This window comes from Halomonas sp. IOP_6 (assembly GCF_021151565.1).
Classification (GTDB): Bacteria; Pseudomonadota; Gammaproteobacteria; order Pseudomonadales; family Halomonadaceae; genus Vreelandella; species Vreelandella alkaliphila.
Map to the genome: position 1 here is coordinate 627165 of NZ_JAIRBO010000001.1, position 17534 is coordinate 644698.

19 protein-coding genes are annotated in these 17534 nt (G+C 53.8%); 7 read left to right on the forward strand and 12 right to left on the reverse strand.

Going from position 1 to position 17534, the window contains the following annotated elements; genetic code table 11:
* Nucleotides 1-11: 11 nt before the first annotated feature.
* Nucleotides 12-899: a helix-turn-helix transcriptional regulator gene (locus K7H08_RS02955; RefSeq protein ID WP_231657141.1), complete on the reverse strand. Its 888-nt coding sequence runs from the start codon at nt 897-899 to the stop codon at nt 12-14.
* A gap of 163 nt (nt 900-1062) precedes the next feature.
* Between K7H08_RS02955 and K7H08_RS02960 the strand changes: the two genes are divergently transcribed.
* The 3 genes from K7H08_RS02960 to K7H08_RS02970 are packed head-to-tail and all read left to right on the forward strand — an operon-like array spanning nt 1063 to nt 3369.
* Nucleotides 1063-1767, forward strand: a complete 705-nt coding sequence (locus K7H08_RS02960; protein ID WP_231657142.1) for an ABC transporter permease — start codon at nt 1063-1065, stop codon at nt 1765-1767.
* Nucleotides 1764-2510: an ATP-binding cassette domain-containing protein gene (locus tag K7H08_RS02965; protein ID WP_193068148.1), complete on the forward strand. Its 747-nt coding sequence runs from the start codon at nt 1764-1766 to the stop codon at nt 2508-2510. The genes K7H08_RS02960 and K7H08_RS02965 overlap by 4 nt, the downstream gene beginning before the upstream one ends.
* Before the next feature lie 16 nt (nt 2511-2526).
* A complete protein-coding gene (locus tag K7H08_RS02970) occupies nt 2527-3369 on the forward strand; it encodes a substrate-binding domain-containing protein (protein WP_231657143.1) in 843 nt (280 codons plus the stop codon).
* 125 nt (nt 3370-3494) lie between these two features.
* On the opposite strand, the gene cysN is transcribed toward K7H08_RS02970, so the two are convergent.
* The 6 genes from cysN to K7H08_RS03000 all read right to left on the reverse strand — a co-directional run bounded on the left by cysN (nt 3495) and on the right by K7H08_RS03000 (nt 8735).
* Complete coding sequence (cysN, locus tag K7H08_RS02975; RefSeq protein ID WP_231657144.1) at nt 3495-4934, reverse strand: sulfate adenylyltransferase subunit CysN; 1440 nt, start codon at nt 4932-4934, stop codon at nt 3495-3497.
* 12 nt (nt 4935-4946) lie between these two features.
* Complete coding sequence (cysD, locus tag K7H08_RS02980) at nt 4947-5906, reverse strand: sulfate adenylyltransferase subunit CysD (protein ID WP_089037579.1); 960 nt, start codon at nt 5904-5906, stop codon at nt 4947-4949.
* Between the two features lie 178 nt (nt 5907-6084).
* Nucleotides 6085-6819, reverse strand: coding sequence for a phosphodiesterase (locus tag K7H08_RS02985; RefSeq protein ID WP_231657145.1), 735 nt, complete (start codon nt 6817-6819; stop codon nt 6085-6087).
* Entirely contained in the window at nt 6819-7265 is a 447-nt protein-coding gene (locus K7H08_RS02990; protein ID WP_193061241.1) for a DUF1249 domain-containing protein, read from the reverse strand. The genes K7H08_RS02985 and K7H08_RS02990 overlap by 1 nt, the downstream gene beginning before the upstream one ends.
* Nucleotides 7266-7267: 2 nt before the next feature.
* On the reverse strand, nt 7268-7954 hold the full coding sequence (locus K7H08_RS02995; protein ID WP_198349156.1) for an NUDIX domain-containing protein: 687 nt from the start codon (nt 7952-7954) through the stop codon (nt 7268-7270).
* 136 nt (nt 7955-8090) lie between these two features.
* Nucleotides 8091-8735, reverse strand: a complete 645-nt coding sequence (locus K7H08_RS03000) for a tetratricopeptide-like helical (protein WP_038485734.1) — start codon at nt 8733-8735, stop codon at nt 8091-8093.
* Between the two features lie 178 nt (nt 8736-8913).
* On the opposite strand from K7H08_RS03000, the gene greB reads away from it, so the two are divergent.
* Entirely contained in the window at nt 8914-9462 is a 549-nt protein-coding gene (gene greB / locus K7H08_RS03005) for a transcription elongation factor GreB (RefSeq protein WP_084183742.1), read from the forward strand.
* 11 nt (nt 9463-9473) lie between these two features.
* Here greB and K7H08_RS03010 read toward each other — a convergent pair whose 3' ends face one another.
* The 5 genes from K7H08_RS03010 to K7H08_RS03030 form a co-directional block, all read right to left on the reverse strand.
* Nucleotides 9474-10202, reverse strand: coding sequence for an SIMPL domain-containing protein (locus K7H08_RS03010; RefSeq protein ID WP_193085710.1), 729 nt, complete (start codon nt 10200-10202; stop codon nt 9474-9476).
* A gap of 84 nt (nt 10203-10286) precedes the next feature.
* Nucleotides 10287-11276 (reverse strand): methyltransferase, encoded by a 990-nt coding sequence (locus tag K7H08_RS03015; RefSeq protein ID WP_231657146.1) that lies wholly within the window; start codon nt 11274-11276, stop codon nt 10287-10289.
* The gene (locus tag K7H08_RS03020) at nt 11273-12136 is read right to left on the reverse strand and encodes a methyltransferase domain-containing protein (protein ID WP_120386732.1); all 864 of its coding nucleotides are present in this window, start codon (nt 12134-12136) and stop codon (nt 11273-11275) included. The genes K7H08_RS03015 and K7H08_RS03020 overlap by 4 nt, the downstream gene beginning before the upstream one ends.
* Nucleotides 12137-12225: 89 nt before the next feature.
* Nucleotides 12226-13434, reverse strand: coding sequence for an amino acid deaminase (locus tag K7H08_RS03025; protein ID WP_231657147.1), 1209 nt, complete (start codon nt 13432-13434; stop codon nt 12226-12228).
* An 82-nt stretch (nt 13435-13516) separates the two neighbouring features.
* On the reverse strand, nt 13517-15013 hold the full coding sequence (locus tag K7H08_RS03030; RefSeq protein WP_231657148.1) for an amidase: 1497 nt from the start codon (nt 15011-15013) through the stop codon (nt 13517-13519).
* A 126-nt stretch (nt 15014-15139) separates the two neighbouring features.
* Here K7H08_RS03030 and K7H08_RS03035 point away from each other — a divergent pair, with 126 nt between their 5' ends.
* Genes K7H08_RS03035 through K7H08_RS03045 form a run of 3 tightly spaced genes read left to right on the forward strand, consistent with a single transcriptional unit; the run spans nt 15140 to nt 17459 of the window.
* Nucleotides 15140-16051 (forward strand): 3-keto-5-aminohexanoate cleavage protein, encoded by a 912-nt coding sequence (locus K7H08_RS03035; protein WP_038485777.1) that lies wholly within the window; start codon nt 15140-15142, stop codon nt 16049-16051.
* Complete coding sequence (locus K7H08_RS03040) at nt 16048-17004, forward strand: L-carnitine dehydrogenase (RefSeq protein WP_038485780.1); 957 nt, start codon at nt 16048-16050, stop codon at nt 17002-17004. Before K7H08_RS03035 ends, K7H08_RS03040 begins: the two co-directional genes overlap by 4 nt.
* Nucleotides 17004-17459, forward strand: a complete 456-nt coding sequence (locus tag K7H08_RS03045; RefSeq protein ID WP_231657149.1) for a thioesterase family protein — start codon at nt 17004-17006, stop codon at nt 17457-17459. The genes K7H08_RS03040 and K7H08_RS03045 overlap by 1 nt, the downstream gene beginning before the upstream one ends.
* The last annotated feature ends 75 nt before the right edge of the window (nt 17460-17534 follow it).

The following is a 17534-nucleotide window of genomic DNA, read 5'->3' on the forward strand; positions in this document are numbered from 1 at the left end:
AAGCCATATTGCTAAGCGTTGTACAACACTTCTCCCAAGCCGCTCACGTCATAGCCTTGCAAAGCCCCCGCCCGCTGGATAAAACGCTCCTGGCGAGTAAATGAGATAAGCGCCTGAACCGCTGGTTCGAAGTAACTTCGGCGGTGCATCACCAAGTCAAATGATTCTTCAATTAGCGGTATAAAGTGTAGGTGTTGACGACGGGCTGCTGCTTCGACCCCAAGTCCAACGTCCGCTTCACCTTGAGCAATGGAAAGGGCTAAATCATCTTCGCTCAACGAAACGTTAGCTGCCAAATTTAGTCTGTTCGGTTCAATCGCTGACCGCTGTAGCAGGCAACGCAGTAACTGCGCCGCACCTGCATCAGGCTGACGGTGGGCAAGCGCAGCCTTCTGCCGAGAAATATCATTAAGCGTTTGAATGCCCAGTGGATTTCCCGGCGCCACTAGCAACCCTTGCTGACGCTTCGCCCAATGCAGCACGATTAAGTCCCGCACACCTCCCAGCCCTAGTGCCGCTGGCTCGTTATAGCGCCCGGATTCAAAGTTGAGTAAGTGAATACCCGCCAGCATCGCTTTTCCTTCCATCAAGCGGCGCAGGCCATCACCACTGCCGTGGCACAGTGAAGCCAAATCACTACCGCTTTCGCGAACCGCCCACTCCAACAGTGGATCTTGGCTACCCGCCACTATCAACGGCAGCGGCGAACGCAACGCTTGGTCACCTTCTAAATGGCTAAGCACCCACATATCGATATGCTGACGAGGAAAGAGCAATTTTCCGGTAGCGCGGCTGCAAGGTATCTGACCCTGGCGCACCAAGTCATACACCTTTCGCTCTTTTAAGCGCAGGTAGTCGGCCACCTCTGCCGTGGTGAGGAACTCCCTTAACATGCTCATGTGCCTCGCAATTTACTGCATATAGCTGCATATATTTCAGGCTAAAGTGCATTACATCAAGTTTGCGTACATTATGCTAGCAGATGCACCTAAGATGATTGAACTCACATGATGTCGGTTGTTAAAACGATGCTGAATTACAAAAATGAGGGTGCGAACAGCAATGTCCCCAAGTGAGAACCCCTTTTACACAGCGTTTGCCTTGATTCTGGGCATGGATCAGGGGTTAATCGATATCGTGACGCTGTCGCTGCAGGTATCGTTGCTTGCAGTACTGCTCGCTAGTGCACTGGCATTACCACTGGGCGCAGCGCTGGCTCTTTGGCGCTTCCCTGGCCGCAACGCGTTGATCGTGCTGCTTAACGCGCTCATGGGTCTTCCCCCAGTGGTCGCTGGGCTATGTGTTTATCTACTGCTTTCCCGCGCGGGGCCACTAGGTCAGTTTGGGCTGCTGTTTACGCCAACGGCCATGGTGATTGCACAAGTCATTTTAGTATTCCCGATTATTGCCGCGCTTACTCGCCAACAAGTAGAGACACTGCATAACGAGTATGCCGAACAGCTGCGCTCTCTTGGCCTGAAGCCGCTACGCATGATGCCTACTCTGCTGTGGGACGCACGTTTTGGACTATTAACCGTGATACTCGCAGGCTTTGGCCGCGCTAGCGCTGAAGTCGGTGCAGTGATGATTGTCGGTGGCAATATCGATGGCGTCACCCGCGTAATGACTACCAGCATTGTGTTGGAAACCAGTAAAGGCAACCTCCCCCTCGCGCTGGGATTAGGCATAGTGCTGCTTAGCCTTGTGACGCTGATTAATGCATTGACTCACACGGTTAGTGAGACGGCTAAGAGGCGGTTAGGATGAACGCGTCTGTTTTTCCACCAGCTAGTTTTCCCCAGTCTCTTATGACGACCGTGCCTTCACTGCATTTTGATCAGGTCAGTTTTGAGCATCGCGGGCATCGTTTACTCGCTCCCACCACGCTGACACTTTCAGGCTGCCAACGCACACTTATTATGGGTCCCAACGGTGCGGGAAAGAGCCTGTTAATGCGTTTGGCCCACGGCCTGCTCTCCCCCAGCAGTGGCCACGTTAGTTGGCAGGGAGAGCCGCCTGCCCAAGCCATGGTATTCCAGCGCCCGGTGCTACTGCGCCGCTCGGCAATCGATAATTTGACCTATGCCCTGGCAGTTAGCGGAGTGCCACGTCGGCAGCGCAAACACATGGCCCTGCAGGCACTCGAAAAATTTGGCTTAGTCGCGCTTGCTAAGCGTCCTGCCCGGGTGCTCTCCGGCGGCGAACAGCAGCGCCTTGCGCTTGCTCGTGCCTGGTTACTTAACCCTGCCGTGCTGTTTTTAGATGAGCCTACATCTGCTCTAGACCCTGCTGCTATCAAGGCGGTTGAAGATGCGGTAAATGAATTTCACCAGAACGGCACCCGCATCATTATGACGACCCACGACCTGCATCAAGCACGCCGCCTGGCTGATGAGGTGGTGTTTATGTATAGCGGTCAAGTGCTAGAGCACACACAGGCCCAACACTTTTTTGACACGCCAGCTTCCACACAAGCGGGAGCCTTTATTCGCGGCGAACTTGTTTGGTAACCCCAGGAGAAACCCTATGAAAAAAACCACAACGTTGGCTACCGCTAGCTTATTAACCTCAGGATTAGTAGGCCTCTCGTGGAGTGCCTCACTGCTCGCTAACGATGATTTCATCACCTTAGCGTCAACCACTTCCACTGAAAACTCAGGGCTATTTGACGCGATTATTCCTACCTTCACCGATGCCACTGGCATTGATGTGCGTGTGGTCGCTGTAGGAACAGGACAAGCGTTTGAGATTGCCCGCCGAGGAGATGCCGATAGCCTGCTGGTGCATGACACGGCGGGCGAAGAGCAGTTTGTCGCCGATGGCTACGCCAGCGAGCGCCTGGACGTCATGTATAACGACTTTGTGATTGTCGGGCCCAGCGATGACCCTGCAGACATTAGCAGTAGTGCCAACGTCGCCGAGGCGTTTGCACGTATCGCGGAAAGCGAATCGCCCTTTGCATCCCGTGGAGATGATAGTGGCACCAACCGTGCCGAACTGCGTTTATGGGAAGGTGCAGAGGTGACCCCTCAAGGTGAATGGTATCGCGAGTTAGGTAGCGGTATGGGCCCAACCCTAAACACCGCTGCAGGGATGAACGCCTACACATTCACTGACCGCGCAACTTGGGTAGCGTTTGAAAACCCGCAAGACTTAACACTGTTATTTGAAGGCGACGATGCGCTGTTTAATCAGTACGGCACTCTGCTGCTTTCTGAACAGCGACACCCGCACTTGAAGCATGATTTAGCGGCCCAGTGGCACCAGTGGCTGGTGTCTGAAGAAGGACAGCAAGCGATTGCCGATTTTACTGTCAACGGCCAACAGCTATTTTTCCCTAACGCGCAGTCTTCGTCTAACACACAGTAGCGCTGCTCCTTACGTAAAAGCCGCCTTGGTCTCGGTGACCAAGGCGGCTTTTTGGTTCAGCTCACGTACCTGCTTACCAGGACTTGCTAACAGCACTTGCTAACAGCACTTGCTAACAGCACCTGTTAACGTAGTAAGTCGCGCACATCCTTCGCTTCCCAGTGCGGAAAATGCTTACGCACTAGCGCGTTCAAATCACGCTCAAAGGCTGCCCAGTCAGTAGCGCCACTGACCTGCTCGCGGGCATCGGCTGTCCCGCGAATCATGCCAGCGCCAACCGTTACGTTAGTCAATCTGTCGATGATGATAAAGCTACCAGTACCAGGGCTGGTGCGATAGTCATCCACTGGAATCGCGGCTGTTAACTCTACCTCACAGCGAGCAATCGCGTTTAACCCCAGCGAATCAGTGGCATGTCTTTCAAGTGTATTAACGTCAATCTGGTACTCGATGGCACTTACCTGCCCAGATAGATCTCGGGTGGCGAGCTTAAAGTCATACAGTTTTCCCGGCGCCAGTGCATCTTCATGCATCCATACAATATCCGCCATGAACGCATTAGAAAGCGGTAAGTCGGCGTCGGCACTGACAATCCAATCACCGCGGGAAATATCAATCTCATCTTCCAGGGTGACAGTTATTGCCTGGCCTGGATAAGCGGCGCTTAAGTCGCCGTCAAACGTCACAATTCGCTCAACCCGTGACGTTTTACCCGATGGCAGCGCTTTTACTTCCTGGCCTGGGTGCAGAATACCTGCCGCTAATGTGCCGCAATAACCGCGAAAATCCAGATTTGGGCGATTAACGTACTGTACCGGCAAACGTAAATCAGTGAGGTTTTGGTCACGGCTGATTTCGACACTTTCCAGCAGCTCAATCAGCGTTTTACCTTCATAATCCGTGCCGAAATACCAAGGCGTCTGATCACTTGGGTTGACGACGTTGTCGCCGTTGAGTGCCGACATGGGTACAAAGCGAATATCCGGCGCGCTAAGGTTGGTGGCAAACGCGCGGTACTCATCAACAATCTCGTTGAAGCGCTGCTCGGAGAACTCCACCAAATCCATTTTATTAACCGCAATCACCAAGTGCTGAATGCCCAGCAAATCGGCAATAAAGCTATGGCGACGAGTTTGGATCTGCACCCCATAACGGGCATCGATCAAAATAATTGCCAAGCTGGCCGTTGAAGCGCCGGTAGCCATATTACGGGTGTACTGCTCATGCCCTGGGGTATCAGCAATAATGAACTTACGCTTTTCGGTGGAAAAAAAGCGATAAGCAACATCAATGGTAATGCCCTGTTCTCGTTCTGACTGCAAACCATCTACCAACAGCGCCAAATCAACTGTGTCACCGGTAGTGCCACTGGTTTTAGACGCTTGGGTAATTGCCGCCAGTTGATCTTCAAAGATCATTTTAGAGTCGTGCAGCAGTCGCCCGATCAGCGTAGATTTGCCGTCATCAACACTGCCGCAGGTAATAAAGCGCAACAGGTCTTTGTTTTCGTGCTCGTGAAGATACTGCTCGATATTGTCAGCAATTAAATTGGATTGATGAGCCATTAGACCTACTCCTTAAAAATAGCCTTCGCGCTTTTTCTTCTCCATCGAACCGACCTGGTCACGATCAATGGCACGGCCACTACGCTCGCTGGTTTTGGTCAACAGCATCTCTTGAATAATCTCGGGCAGTGTAGCTGCCGTTGATTCCACCGCACCGGTCAGTGGGTAACAGCCCAGCGTTCTGAAGCGCACAAACTTCTCTTCAGGCACTTCATCTGGTGCCAGGGGCAAGCGATCATCGTCAACCATAACCTGCATGCCATCACGCTCAACCACAGGCCGCTTGGCGGCGTAGTAAAGTGGCACAATCGGAATCGACTCAAGATAGATGTACTGCCAGATATCCAGCTCGGTCCAATTCGAAAGAGGGAAGACGCGAATTGACTCGCCCTTGTTAACGTTGGCGTTATACACATTCCAAAGTTCAGGACGCTGGCTCTTCGGATCCCAGCGGTGGTATTTATCGCGGAAGGAGTAGACACGCTCTTTAGCGCGTGAGGCTTCCTCATCACGCCGTGCGCCGCCGAAAGCCGCATCAAAGCCATGCTTATCCAGCGCTTGCTTGAGCGCCTGAGTTTTCATGATGTCGGTATATTTCGCACTACCGTGGTCGAAGGGGTTGATATTGGCGGCCCGCCCCTCTTCATTGGTATGCACAATCAGCTCCATCCCCGCTTCTTCTGCCATGCGGTTACGAAACTCGATCATTTCACGAAACTTCCAGGTGGTGTCCACATGCATCAACGGGAATGGCGGTGTCCCCGGGTAGAAGGCTTTGCGCGCCAAGTGCAGCATTACCGAGGAGTCTTTACCGATGGAGTACATCATGACCGGGTTACTAAACTCAGCGGCGACTTCCCGGATAATATGTATCGATTCAGCTTCTAGCTGCTTTAGATGGGTCAAACGTGCCGCGTCGGGTGTGGCAGACACCTCACGCTGGGACGCCGACGGCGCAGAAAACTGGTTCATTACCTACTCCCTCACAAAACGGTGCTTGCACGTGCAAACGCTATTTGCCGCCTAACGGTAGCGTTGCCGAAAGACGGTTATTTGAGGATAGGGTAACGCCGAGTGAATAATAACCCAAAAGAATTAATAACTATCTTTTTATATCTTTATTGCCTAACAGTATCATCACAGGCACAGACTATACGGCGACACGCTCAATCCAGGTCTGCCAATCACTGCCATGAAGATCAATGATTCGATAGCCGGGTCGAGACGCTTCATCAATCGCAAACTGCTCTGCGCCGGGTAAGAACTGGTCAGCGATAGCAGGACAACCATGCACGTCAATCTTGCCATCCGCGGTACGGTGCGACTGGGCATAGGCTTGGTGGGCATGACCAAACAGGATGATCTTAACCTGAGGGTGGCGGTTTAACAGTTGCCAAAACGCATCGCGATCTTGAAGGCCAATAGCGTCCATCCACACAGCGCCCACATCAACGGGGGGATGATGCATCACAATCAAGGTAGGGCGATCATCTTTTTCTAGGCGCTCAGCCAATGCATTTAAGCGCTCAGCGCCCAATTCGCCATGCGGCTGGCCTTCCACATGGGTATCCAACAGCAATAATCGCCATTGGGCCAGGTCGACTTCCTCCACCAGCGGGTGCTCCGCTTGCATGAATGCTAGCTGGTCGTGATTGCCAGGAATCCAGAACCATGGGCACGGCAATGATGCCAGCGCTTGGCATGCCAACGCATAAGAGGCAGCCGTTTCATCTTGGCTTACATCACCGCTAAATACGACGATATCGGGCCGCTCAGCAATCACTGCTTCCAGCACACGCTCAAACTGCTGCCACGGAATTCCCGCCCGTGAGCGAGCCGCCTTATCGGCATGCAGGTGCGAATCAGTTATCTGAACCAGCCGCATTAGGGTAACTCCGGCATATCACAGGCATGGCCATGGGCTAAGCCATGCGCCAGCCACTCACCTAGAAAGCGATTCAGCTGCAGCTTCTCATCTGGCTGGTGCATTCTGGCATTCGGATAACGATAGCGACCACTAAAGTGGCGCTCACGCTGAAAGTCAGTCACTTCTGCCATACGTACATCATGGTAGAGATGGACACGCATTCTGGGGCCTTCAATAACCGCATCTAGCGGCCCACTCTGGGTCACTTCCACCATCGTGGTATAGGGCGCCTGCTCCAGAATCTTAAGATGTAAATCGCCGAAATGCTGGTCATCGCCATGCAGCGCGATATCACGTCGCTGGCCACTTTCCATATCACCTACCAAACGAAGCATGCGCATATAGTTGGCGCTACACTCGCCCTGCAGGGACTTTAAATCGGTGACATAGGCGGTTCTAGCCATGTTCACTCCTTTTCAGATTCGCTTGGCATTGTCGCTGCTCGATGAGAAGCAGCACGCAGCGAAGCGCGCTGGCTCGCTAACCAATGTAGCCCAATCAAACACATGGCGTTATCGAGTCTTCCCTGCTCCAGGAGTTCCCATGCTGTTGGGAACGTCACCACATGAACACGGATATCTTCGTGCTCATCATCCAGGCCATGGATTCCCCCCATACCCTGGGTATCGACTAAGCCACAAAATAGCGTCACGCGCTCGTTACACGCCCCTGGGCTTGGATAATAAGTATGTAATTTAGTCAGCACGCCAACCTGGCAGCCAGACTCTTCCATGGCTTCGCGGCGGGCAACATCTTCAAGAGATTCGTCTTTATCTGCCAGCCCCGCCACCAACTCTAACTTCCAAGGGGAAAGCGGATCGTCAATCGCGCCAGCACGAAACTGTTCGACAAGTACTAACGCGTCACGAGCAGGGTCGTAAAGCAGCACACCAACAGCGTCGAAGCGGTTATGCACCTCACGCCGCATCGTGCCGCTCCAACCACCTTCAAACAGACGATGACGCAGTTCTAAGGCTTCCAAACGGAAAAACCCCTGATAAAGGCTCTCTCGCTGAATAAGCTCGACATCGTCTCGGCCTAACTGAGGCGGCGCTGACGCATCGGGCACTAATGAATTAGGGCTAGATGCCATGAAGCACTCCCAGTGTTAACAATCGTTCTATTATCAATGCTTACCACTGGGAATGCCAATGCGCCTATCAACCTTAGCGTTTCTATCAACCTTAGCGTTTCTATCAACCTTAGCGCTAGACGCCTTGGCTAACAGTCTACAGCTCGCCGAGTAATACCTCGGCATCCCGGCGCAGTGCTTCATCAGATGCTTGACGGGTCTCGCGTGCAGTACCATTCACCGCGCGCTGGGCATGCTCACGAGCAGCTTGGGTATTACCTTCTTCTTTCAAGAACGCCGCGTAGTAATAGTTCACATCAATACCGTCTGGGCGAATCTCTAGCGCGCGCTGAAACATGCGCTCAGCGGTATCGCTGTTGCCAAAGCCTAATGGCCTGCCTGGGGCGCGGTCGTATAGCGCTCCTAGCGTGACATAAGCCGAACCATTACCGCCTTGTGGGTCGATTTCAATGGCCCGCTCCAGCACATCGCGGGCATCGCCCGCGGTGCCTAATGCACCAAGCCCGCCGCGTTCACGTGCATAGGAAGCCAGCACGATGCCTTGCCAGATTAATACTTCCGCTTGATCAGGGTGTTGGCTAGCCAGTTGCTCAGCCTCACTGGCCAGCGCTTTAAGCGTGCTCTCGCGCTCGTTAGCTGGCATCTCAGTGACGGTGTGTTCCCAACGATTTTTTAGCGAGAATACGTCGCCTTCATAAGCCGACACACTTAATGGGGCTAGCGCTAAGGCGCTGCCTAACGCCGCTGCAATGAGTAACCGAGAAAAAGGGGGTGTGCGCATAATAAGCTCCTGGTTTATTTTTGTGCTTTCTAACAAGTAATACGTTTGGTTTTGGGGTCTGAAATCACCCACACCCATAATGTAACGAACGTTTGAATGAATCGCCAATAAATAAGCGCTTTGTTAACCACACTGCCATTAGCGTAAGCTGGTGCTCTTTGAGGAGGTGAAAAACGCAATGAAAGGCCGAAATATGACGCGCTGGCGCGATCCAGCGAAAGACCCGCGCCAACAACCTAAGAGCAACCTGATCACAGCAGAGGGTGCGGCTCGCCTGCGCGCTGTCCTGGACCATTTATCGCGAGTTAAACGCCCCGCCATTTCGGCCAAAGTCGGCGAAGCGGCCGCCCAAGGAGACCGCAGTGAAAATGCCGATTACACCTATAACAAGAAAGAGTTAAACCGCGTTATTGCGCGTATTGGCTACCTAACAAAACGGTTGGACGAACTGCAGATTGTTGATCGTCTGCCCGCTGACACCAGCAAGGTTTTTTTCGGCGCGTACGTAGATTTGGAAGATGAAAGCGGAGAGCAGGTTCATCTTAGAATTGTTGGCCACGACGAAATCGATACCAAAAAGCGCTGGATCAGTATCGATGCTCCCATGGCCAAAGCACTGCTCGGGAAAGAAGTAGACGACGATATCACGGTACTCACACCCAATGGCGAGACGTTCTACACCATCACGGCGATCCGTTATCCGGGCATGAAATCACCGTCTACTTGAGGCGGTAAGGACTACTCTTCTAACGAGTAATCTACCGTAGTGACGACTCTGATTCGCTTGATATGGGGTGTATAGCTATCGAGATCTTCAATGGAAAAGTAGCCCTGGGTCGCTTGGCGTATTCCCCCAACACCACTACCAGAATCTTCGGCAAACTGCTGGGCTGCATTGCGTGCATCAGCAGTCGCTTCAGCAATCATTTCAGGCTTAATCGCGTCTAGGCCAGTAAACAAAAACTCAGTGCGGTATTCATAGCTAGGCGACAACAGCACGCCTTGACGTACCAAAGCAGTGGCTTGGGGCACCGCCTCTATCACCCCACTAACATTATCAGTACGTAGCAGCAACGTAGCCTCAGCGCGATAGCGCTCGTCTGGGCGTTCGCCACCATACATATTGCTAAATTGATCAGTAATACGCGGTGGCGTTACGCTGACGTTGCCCATATCGAAACCACGGGCCTCCAGAAATTGGCGAATTAACTGCTCATTGCTGGAGAGTTGCTGCTCTAAGTCAGAAAGCGAATTGGCATTAACAGTATAGTTAAGTGGCCATAGCACCATATCCGCCGCCACTTCGCGCTCGGCCAAGCCACGCACGGTGACACTGCGTGAAGACTGCTGCCAAACCTCCGCTGCCCCTTTGAAGTAACTGCCTCCCCACACGAGCCCCAGCGCCAGCAAACCGCCCAAGATCAACGCACTGCCAATAACGGCCGTCGTACGAACGCTTCCTGTCATTTCCATCTCCTTTACACGTAAAGCCGAAACGCGGCTTACTATTGGCAGCATAGACGCAAATAGTCGTCTCAGCAGTGGCGCTTGCTATTTAGCGGCTCGATACACTTTAAAGCGCCGATTATCTGCCAAGGTCTCAAAACCACCGAAGGTGCTTTCCAGCACATCAGGGTATGGAAGAAAGGCATTCGCCACTAACACAAGCTGCCCCTTGGCCGATAAATGATTGGGCGCTTCTGAAATAAGGCGTGCGCTAGGGCTATAGGTAATCTCTCGTTCCTGGTGAAACGGAGGGTTACTCACTATCAGATCAAACTGCTGACCTTCAAGCGCTGAATAAACGTCGCTCTCAAGCACCCGACCACTAAGCTGGTTGGCTGCTAGCGTTCGGCGGCACGCTTCCACTGCAAACGCACTGACATCCACAGCGGTGACCTGATGGCCTCGCGCTGCAAGCCAAGCACTAATAATGCCGTCGCCACAGCCCACATCCAGCACGTTGAGCGGCTTTTTGGGCAAGCTAGTCGCTATGCTTTCGAGCATTAAACGCGTGCCTTCATCAACCTTGCCGTGACCAAAGACGCCAGGATGACTCACCAGTTTTAAATCCAGCGCTTCAAAGGTTTGCCACGCATTATCTGGCTGCCCCATCGCTACCGTGCGCGTAGCAAACAACGAGCAACGACGAGCGTTATCAAGCTTATCGCAGCGCATGCCCAACTCACTCAATATCTTAGGCACGCGCTTGATGCCTCCCTGATGCTCACCGACAACATCAAGCGGAGTATTTTCAGGCAACACGTGACATAGCCATGTTAGCCACCAGATTCCCAGTTGATGAGCCTTCGGCCAAAACAGCACCACCTGCCCAGCCTGCTGAATAAAGGGGGCATCAAACGGGCTAGCGGCTGCTGTACCGCCGGATGCCCAGTGTTCACGCAGCGCCACATCCCCACTTATCATTGCCGTAGAATGGGCTTGCAACCAGGCATCAGCAGGCGGCGCAACAGGCCATAAGTTAGCCGATTGGCCATAGAAACGTTCAAGAAGTTGGCAAGCCGGCAGTTGCGCGCTCATACATAAGCCTCGGGTTTGGTGAAGGTATAAAGTAAATAGCGTCCTAGCCGCCAGTGAGGATCTTGGCGGCAATACTGCTTTTCGAGCGCCAGCAGCGTTGCCTGATCACTCTCCTCTGCAGAGGGATGGCGTAAATAATCCTGAAAAATTCGTATCCCGGCAACGGAATCCATGAGCAGGCCGTTATTCGCTGCCCACTGGCACACTTCGTCGTGGGTGACCGGTGAGATAGGCGTTAACCGCTGTCGCTTACCTTTACCCTCAAGCTGGTCGCTAAGCGCTTTTTTTAAGTTACCTTTGATGACGTTGGAAAAGCGCAACGCATCGCGGTTAAACACCATCAAACTTAACTGCCCGCCAGGGGCAAGCAGACTAGCCAGCGTTTGCACGGCCTGCTCAGGCTCTCCTAACCACTCAAGCACAGCGTGACAGGTGATGAGCGGCCAAGGCCCAGGCGCTTGCTGCGGCAGCGACTGAAGCGGCGCGGCAAGATAGCGAAGCTGTTCTGGTGGCCAAGCACCTGCAGCACGTCGCTCGTCATGCCATGCATTTGCATGGGCCAACATATCCTGGGAAGGCTCTGCCATGGTGACCGCGTGCCCGCGCTCAGCAAACCACCCCGATAGTTGTCCTAAACCACCACCAACATCAAGCACTGGCTGTGCCGTCAGGCGCAGCATTTGCGGCAGCAAATAATCCAGCATCGCCAGTCGCAGCTCGCCACGGGGCGCTTGATAAAGCGAACGGGAGAACTTATCGACCAAGCCATCGAAATAACGATCTCCCGCTTGGGTTAGCTCATAGCCTTTTGCAATATGGCTGTTTGAAATATGACTTGTTGATGTATCAAGGGGATGCATGCATGGCGCCAAGCGTTGACTCAAAGTCGCGTAGTTTAACCTGCCTGAGAGCAGAAGGCTTGCCTAGTCGCCTACCGTTCGAGCCACATTTAAAAGTAGGTGGCCAAATGCTCTTTCACGTTTAACTCGTCGTCTACCAGCAGCAGCTGGCGCCACTTATCAAAGGTTAAACAGGGATGGGAGGCACCAAAAGCGATGATATCACCGACCTCAACATCCTGAGATGCTTCAGGAAGGCGCACGAAGGTATGCTGATCCATAAGCTTCGTCACTTCCCAGCCAGCGACTGACAAAAGGTGCGAGGCCTCACTTCCCTCTCGATAACGGCGTAGAGCAATGGGGAACTGGTCGTGGCCAATATCGCGTTTGCCGAGCGCCACAATAGCAAGCCCAGGTTCAGGCAGCGACTGCACTTGAGCAAAAACTTCCAAGGCTGGTTCAAGCCCCTGCTGCAGATCTGGCCGACGTTTTAACACCGCAGATTGCGCGTCACGATAAAGGCCATGATCATGGACGATATAGCAACCGGGGCGTAACACGGGGGTAAATCGCCCTTGAAGCGGTGCGCTATCAAAGGCTTCTGCAATCACGTCATACCAGGCAGAACCCGATGCGGTGACCATAGGATTTTCCTCTGAGAAACGTCCAGCGGCCTCAAGCTCTACCGCCACGTCCACCAACTGCTTGGCATAGTCACGAACACGGGGCTCCGGGTTATCGCCATGCATCACACCTTCATAGCCCTCTAGCCCCACCAGTGAGAGCGCGGATTCATTAGCAATGGCTTCCGCGAGCGAGAGAATCTGCTGTTTGCTGCGACAGCCACAACGTCCTCCGGGCACCCCTACCTCAATGAGCACCGTTAGCGTCAATCCTCGCTCGGCAAAGAAACGCCCAAGCTGACGTACGTTATCCTGGCTATCGACCACACAGTAAAACGTCACACCCTGCTCAAGCAGGCTAGCGATGATGGCCATATTAGCTTGGCCGACCAACTGATTCGCCATGATCAATCGGGTCACGCCGTTAGCGTAGGCAGCACGACACTGGGGCGCGGTTGCCAAAGTAATGCCCCACGCCCCCGCCTGCAGCTGACGCTGAAAAAGCGCAGAGGCCATGGTCGTTTTGCCATGGGGTGCCAAGTAAGCACCATGAGCGTCAGCGAATCGCTGCATCCACGTGATGTTATGCGCCAGCGGGCCTTCATGCACCACCGCAGCGGGCAAGCTGACGCCTGACAAAAGATTCGGCCCCAGCTCCACACCGCCTTTATCCATCGCTAACGTCGTTGTATGCATTTACCTATAATCCTTGAGAAAACAATCTGCTTTTTACGCTATACAGTTGCTGTATGCGCCATTGACCACCACACACCGAACCTTAATGTTGGCCTACACGACACTGCCAATCACCATGTCGCTCCATATCTGCCGCCAGCTGTAGCAGTTGCTTATCCTCACCCAGGCGCCCTACCACTTGCACCCCAACGGGCAACCCATTGGCCGCTACATGGAAAGGTACCGACATAGCAGGCTGGCCGGTAAGATTCGCCAATTGCGTAAACGGGGTACGGCTAAGCGCATCCACCGCCAGGTGCTTTAACACCCCCGCTTTCAGTGCCAGCGCTGATGCACCAGGAACCACTAACAGAGACATTAATCGCTCGCGAGCCGCAGAGGGATAAAGCTCGCCTATTTTGGGAGCAGTATCCGCGGCTACCGGCAACACCAGAGCATCATAACGCTGGTGAAACTGGCTCATCTGCTCGGCAGCCTCGTGCCAATAGCGCTTTGCTAGCTCGTAATCTTTTGCCGAAAGCTTAGCGCCCAGCCTACCAACGGCGCGGGTAGACGGCTCAATGGCTAACCGATGCACCGGCACACCGGTTTGCTGGCTTATCCACTGAAGGTCAGCGGCTAAATGGCCAAGGTAGAGCGTCAGATAACTATCGGCCAAGGCATCACCATCAACCGGTGGATCACACCACTCCACCTCGTGTCCCATATCGGCCAGTGCCTTTGCGGCCTTCTCAACCGCTATTTTCACATCTGCACTTAATTGGGTATCCAGTCCGTAACTTAAAAAATCACCCTGCGACACGGCGATGCGTAGCGGCTTAGTGGAGGCTGATAAGGCATCCACATAGCCCGTTTCCCGCGGCACTGGGTAAGGGCCAGAAGGTGCCATGCCGTTAATCTGTTCTAGCAACGCTGCACTATCGCGCACGCTACGGGTGATGGCGTGCTCGACCACCGCGCCCTGCCAGACTTCACCGTGGGCAGGCGCTAACGGCACCCGCCCGCGAGAAGGTTTAAAACCGAACAAACCACAATAACTGGCAGGAATGCGGATAGAACCACCACCATCGCCTGCCAGCGCAATAGGCACCATTCCGCTAGCGACCGCCGCTGCTGCACCTCCGCTTGAGCCGCCTGGGGAATAGCCCTTTCGAGATGGGTTTTGCGGGTGGGGAAATGCCTTAGGTTCTGTAATCCCCATTAGTCCTAATTCCGGCGTGGCCGTTTGCCCCACCACCACTAACCCTGCCATCCGCACACGCTGAATAAGCAGCGAATCTTGCTTAGGACACCACGCTGATAATGATGAACTTCCGAATGCCAGCGGCTCACCCGCTAATGCCATCAATAGATCTTTACTTAACGTTGGGACACCAGCAAATATCGAGTTTGCCGACACTTGGTCACGCTCGTGTTTCGCTTTGTCGAAGCGCGTTCTAACCACCGCATGAAGAGATGGGTTAAGCGTTTCAATCGCAGTCACCGCCGCGTCGAATACCTCAGTCTGGCTGACGTCTCGGCGGCGAATGAGTTCAGCAAGACCGGTGGCGTCGTACTTCTGGTAGTCCTTAAGTTGCATCGCATTAACTCCGTTTAATTAACAACGACGCTTTATGCGCATCTAGCGTCGCTTAATGACAATCGCTATCTCGCTATCTCGCCATACTTAAGTACGTTTTCCATCGCTACTGTCAAGGAGCGGCCAATGAACCGCAACGTTATTTTGACCTGTGCTGTCACCGGCGCAGGTGACACCACAAGCAAGAACCCCAATGTTCCTATCACGCCCGAACAGATCGCGAACGACTGTATTACCGCCGCAAAAGCCGGTGCCAGCGTGGCCCATATTCATGTACGTGACCCTAAAACCGGCGGCATCAGCCACTCTCTCGAGCATTTTCGTGAGGTGATGCAGCGTGTGCGCGAGGCCGAGGTGGATATCGTCATGAACATTACCGCCGGTGGAGGCGGAGATTGGATTCCTGACGCTCAGGATCCCACCCGCGGTGGCCCCGGCACGGACATTCAAACGCCCGCCCAACGCCATGAGCCAGTCGGTGAGCTTTTGCCCGAACTCTGCACCCTAGACTGCGGCAGCCTCAACTTTGGCGATATGGTCTACGTAAACCCTGCCGACTGGCTACGCGAGCACGCCCGCCTGGTGCAAGCTGCTGGCGTCAAACCAGAGCTTGAATGTTTCGACCTGGGCCACGTTTGGTTCGCACGCCAGCTACAGCAGGAAGGGCTGATCGATGGCGATCCTCTTTATCAACTCTGCTTGGGCATTCCCTGGGGCGCTGAAGCCGATACTGAAACGATGTTGACCATGCGCAATAAACTGCCAGAAAACGCTCAGTGGGCAGCTTTCGGCATCGGTCGACATCAGATGCCCATGGTGGCTCAGGCGGTTCTACTAGGCGGCCATGCCCGCGTCGGTCTTGAAGATAATCTTTATCTTAAAAAGGGCGTAATGGCGACTAATGGGCAATTAGTTGAGAAAGCCGCCACTGTCATCGACAACCTTGGTGGCCGAGTGATGACACCTGCAGAGACACGCGCTCACCTGTCCCTACGCGATCCACACACCGGGAATATCAGCGCGGGAGGTGACGTATGAGCCGCCAACTTAGCGTGATAGGAACCGGCGTCATTGGCAATGGCTGGATTGCTCGCGCCTTGGCACAAGGCTGGGATGTCGTGGCCTTTGACCCAGACCCCAATGCAACCGATCGCACGCGTGCCTTTATTGACAATGCCTGGCCCTCTTTACAGCGTCTTGGCTTGGCAGAAAGCGCTAACCCAAAACGCTTACGGTTCGTCGATAGTGTAGAAGAGGCGGTTATTGGCGCTGACTTAATTCAGGAAAACGTACCTGAGCGACTTGAGCTTAAGCGCGAAATGCTTGCGGCGCTGGATTCAGCTGCGGAAAAGCACGTCATTATCGGCTCTTCCACATCTGGCTTTAAACCCAGCGACTTGCAGCAAGACTGCCACAATGCTCCTGGGCGAGTTATCGTGGCTCACCCCTTTAACCCGGTCTATCTGCTACCGCTAGTGGAGCTCGTTGGCGGAGAAGCCACCACGCCTGACGAGTTAGAGCGTGCTCATGCGCGATACCAAGCACTCGCCATGCGCCCACTGGTCGTGCGCCGAGAAATTGAGGGGCATATTGCTGACCGCCTGATGGAAGCGCTCTGGCGTGAGGCGCTCCACCTAGTCAATGATGGCGTGGCGACAACCGAAGAGATAGATGCCGCCGTCGTCTACGGCTGTGGCTTGCGTTGGCCATTAATGGGCACCTTTCTCACTTTTCATTTGGCTGGTGGTGAATCGGGGATGCGCCACATGCTTGAACAGTTCGGTCCGGCGTTAAAACTACCGTGGACAAAGCTTGAAGCTCCCGAGCTTACCAACGAGCTTATTGATCGCGTGGTAGAAGGCTGCGAGCATCAAGCCGCTGGTCGCTCAGTGGCCGAGCTGGATCGCCGCCGTGATGACTTTCTGGTAGAACTGCTCGGCTTAGTACAAAAATATTGGCCTGAAGCCGAAGGCTTGGAAGGACGTATTTAATGATTATTTTACAAAGCCGCGTTGCCTCGGAGTGGGTCGACTACAACGGCCATATGAACGACGCCGAATATGCCCGAGTATTCTCACTTGCGGTAGAAGCACTCATGGAACATATCGGCCTGGACACCTCCGGTCGTGCCCGCCATGGCTATACCATTTACACCCTTGAGACGCATCTTTGTTATCGCCGCGAGGCCCATGAAGGACAGCCACTCGGCGTGGAGCTGACCCTGCTGGATCGCGATAACAAGCGCCTGCATGTCTTTTTCAAGCTGAATGATGAAGCAGGCAACCTGCTAGCCACCAGCGAGCAGATGCTGATGGGCATTGATATCGATACCGCTCGCCCTGCGCCTTTCCCATCCCCCGTTGAGGAAGTCATCTCTGCGTTACCTTTAGCAGCGCCATCAACATGGCCAGAGCTGGCTAACCGCACAATTGCCATACGGCGATAACGACACGGCAAAACGGAATAGCAAAACGGAATAGCAAAACCACATAGCAAAGCAAAACTAAAAATAATGAGAACC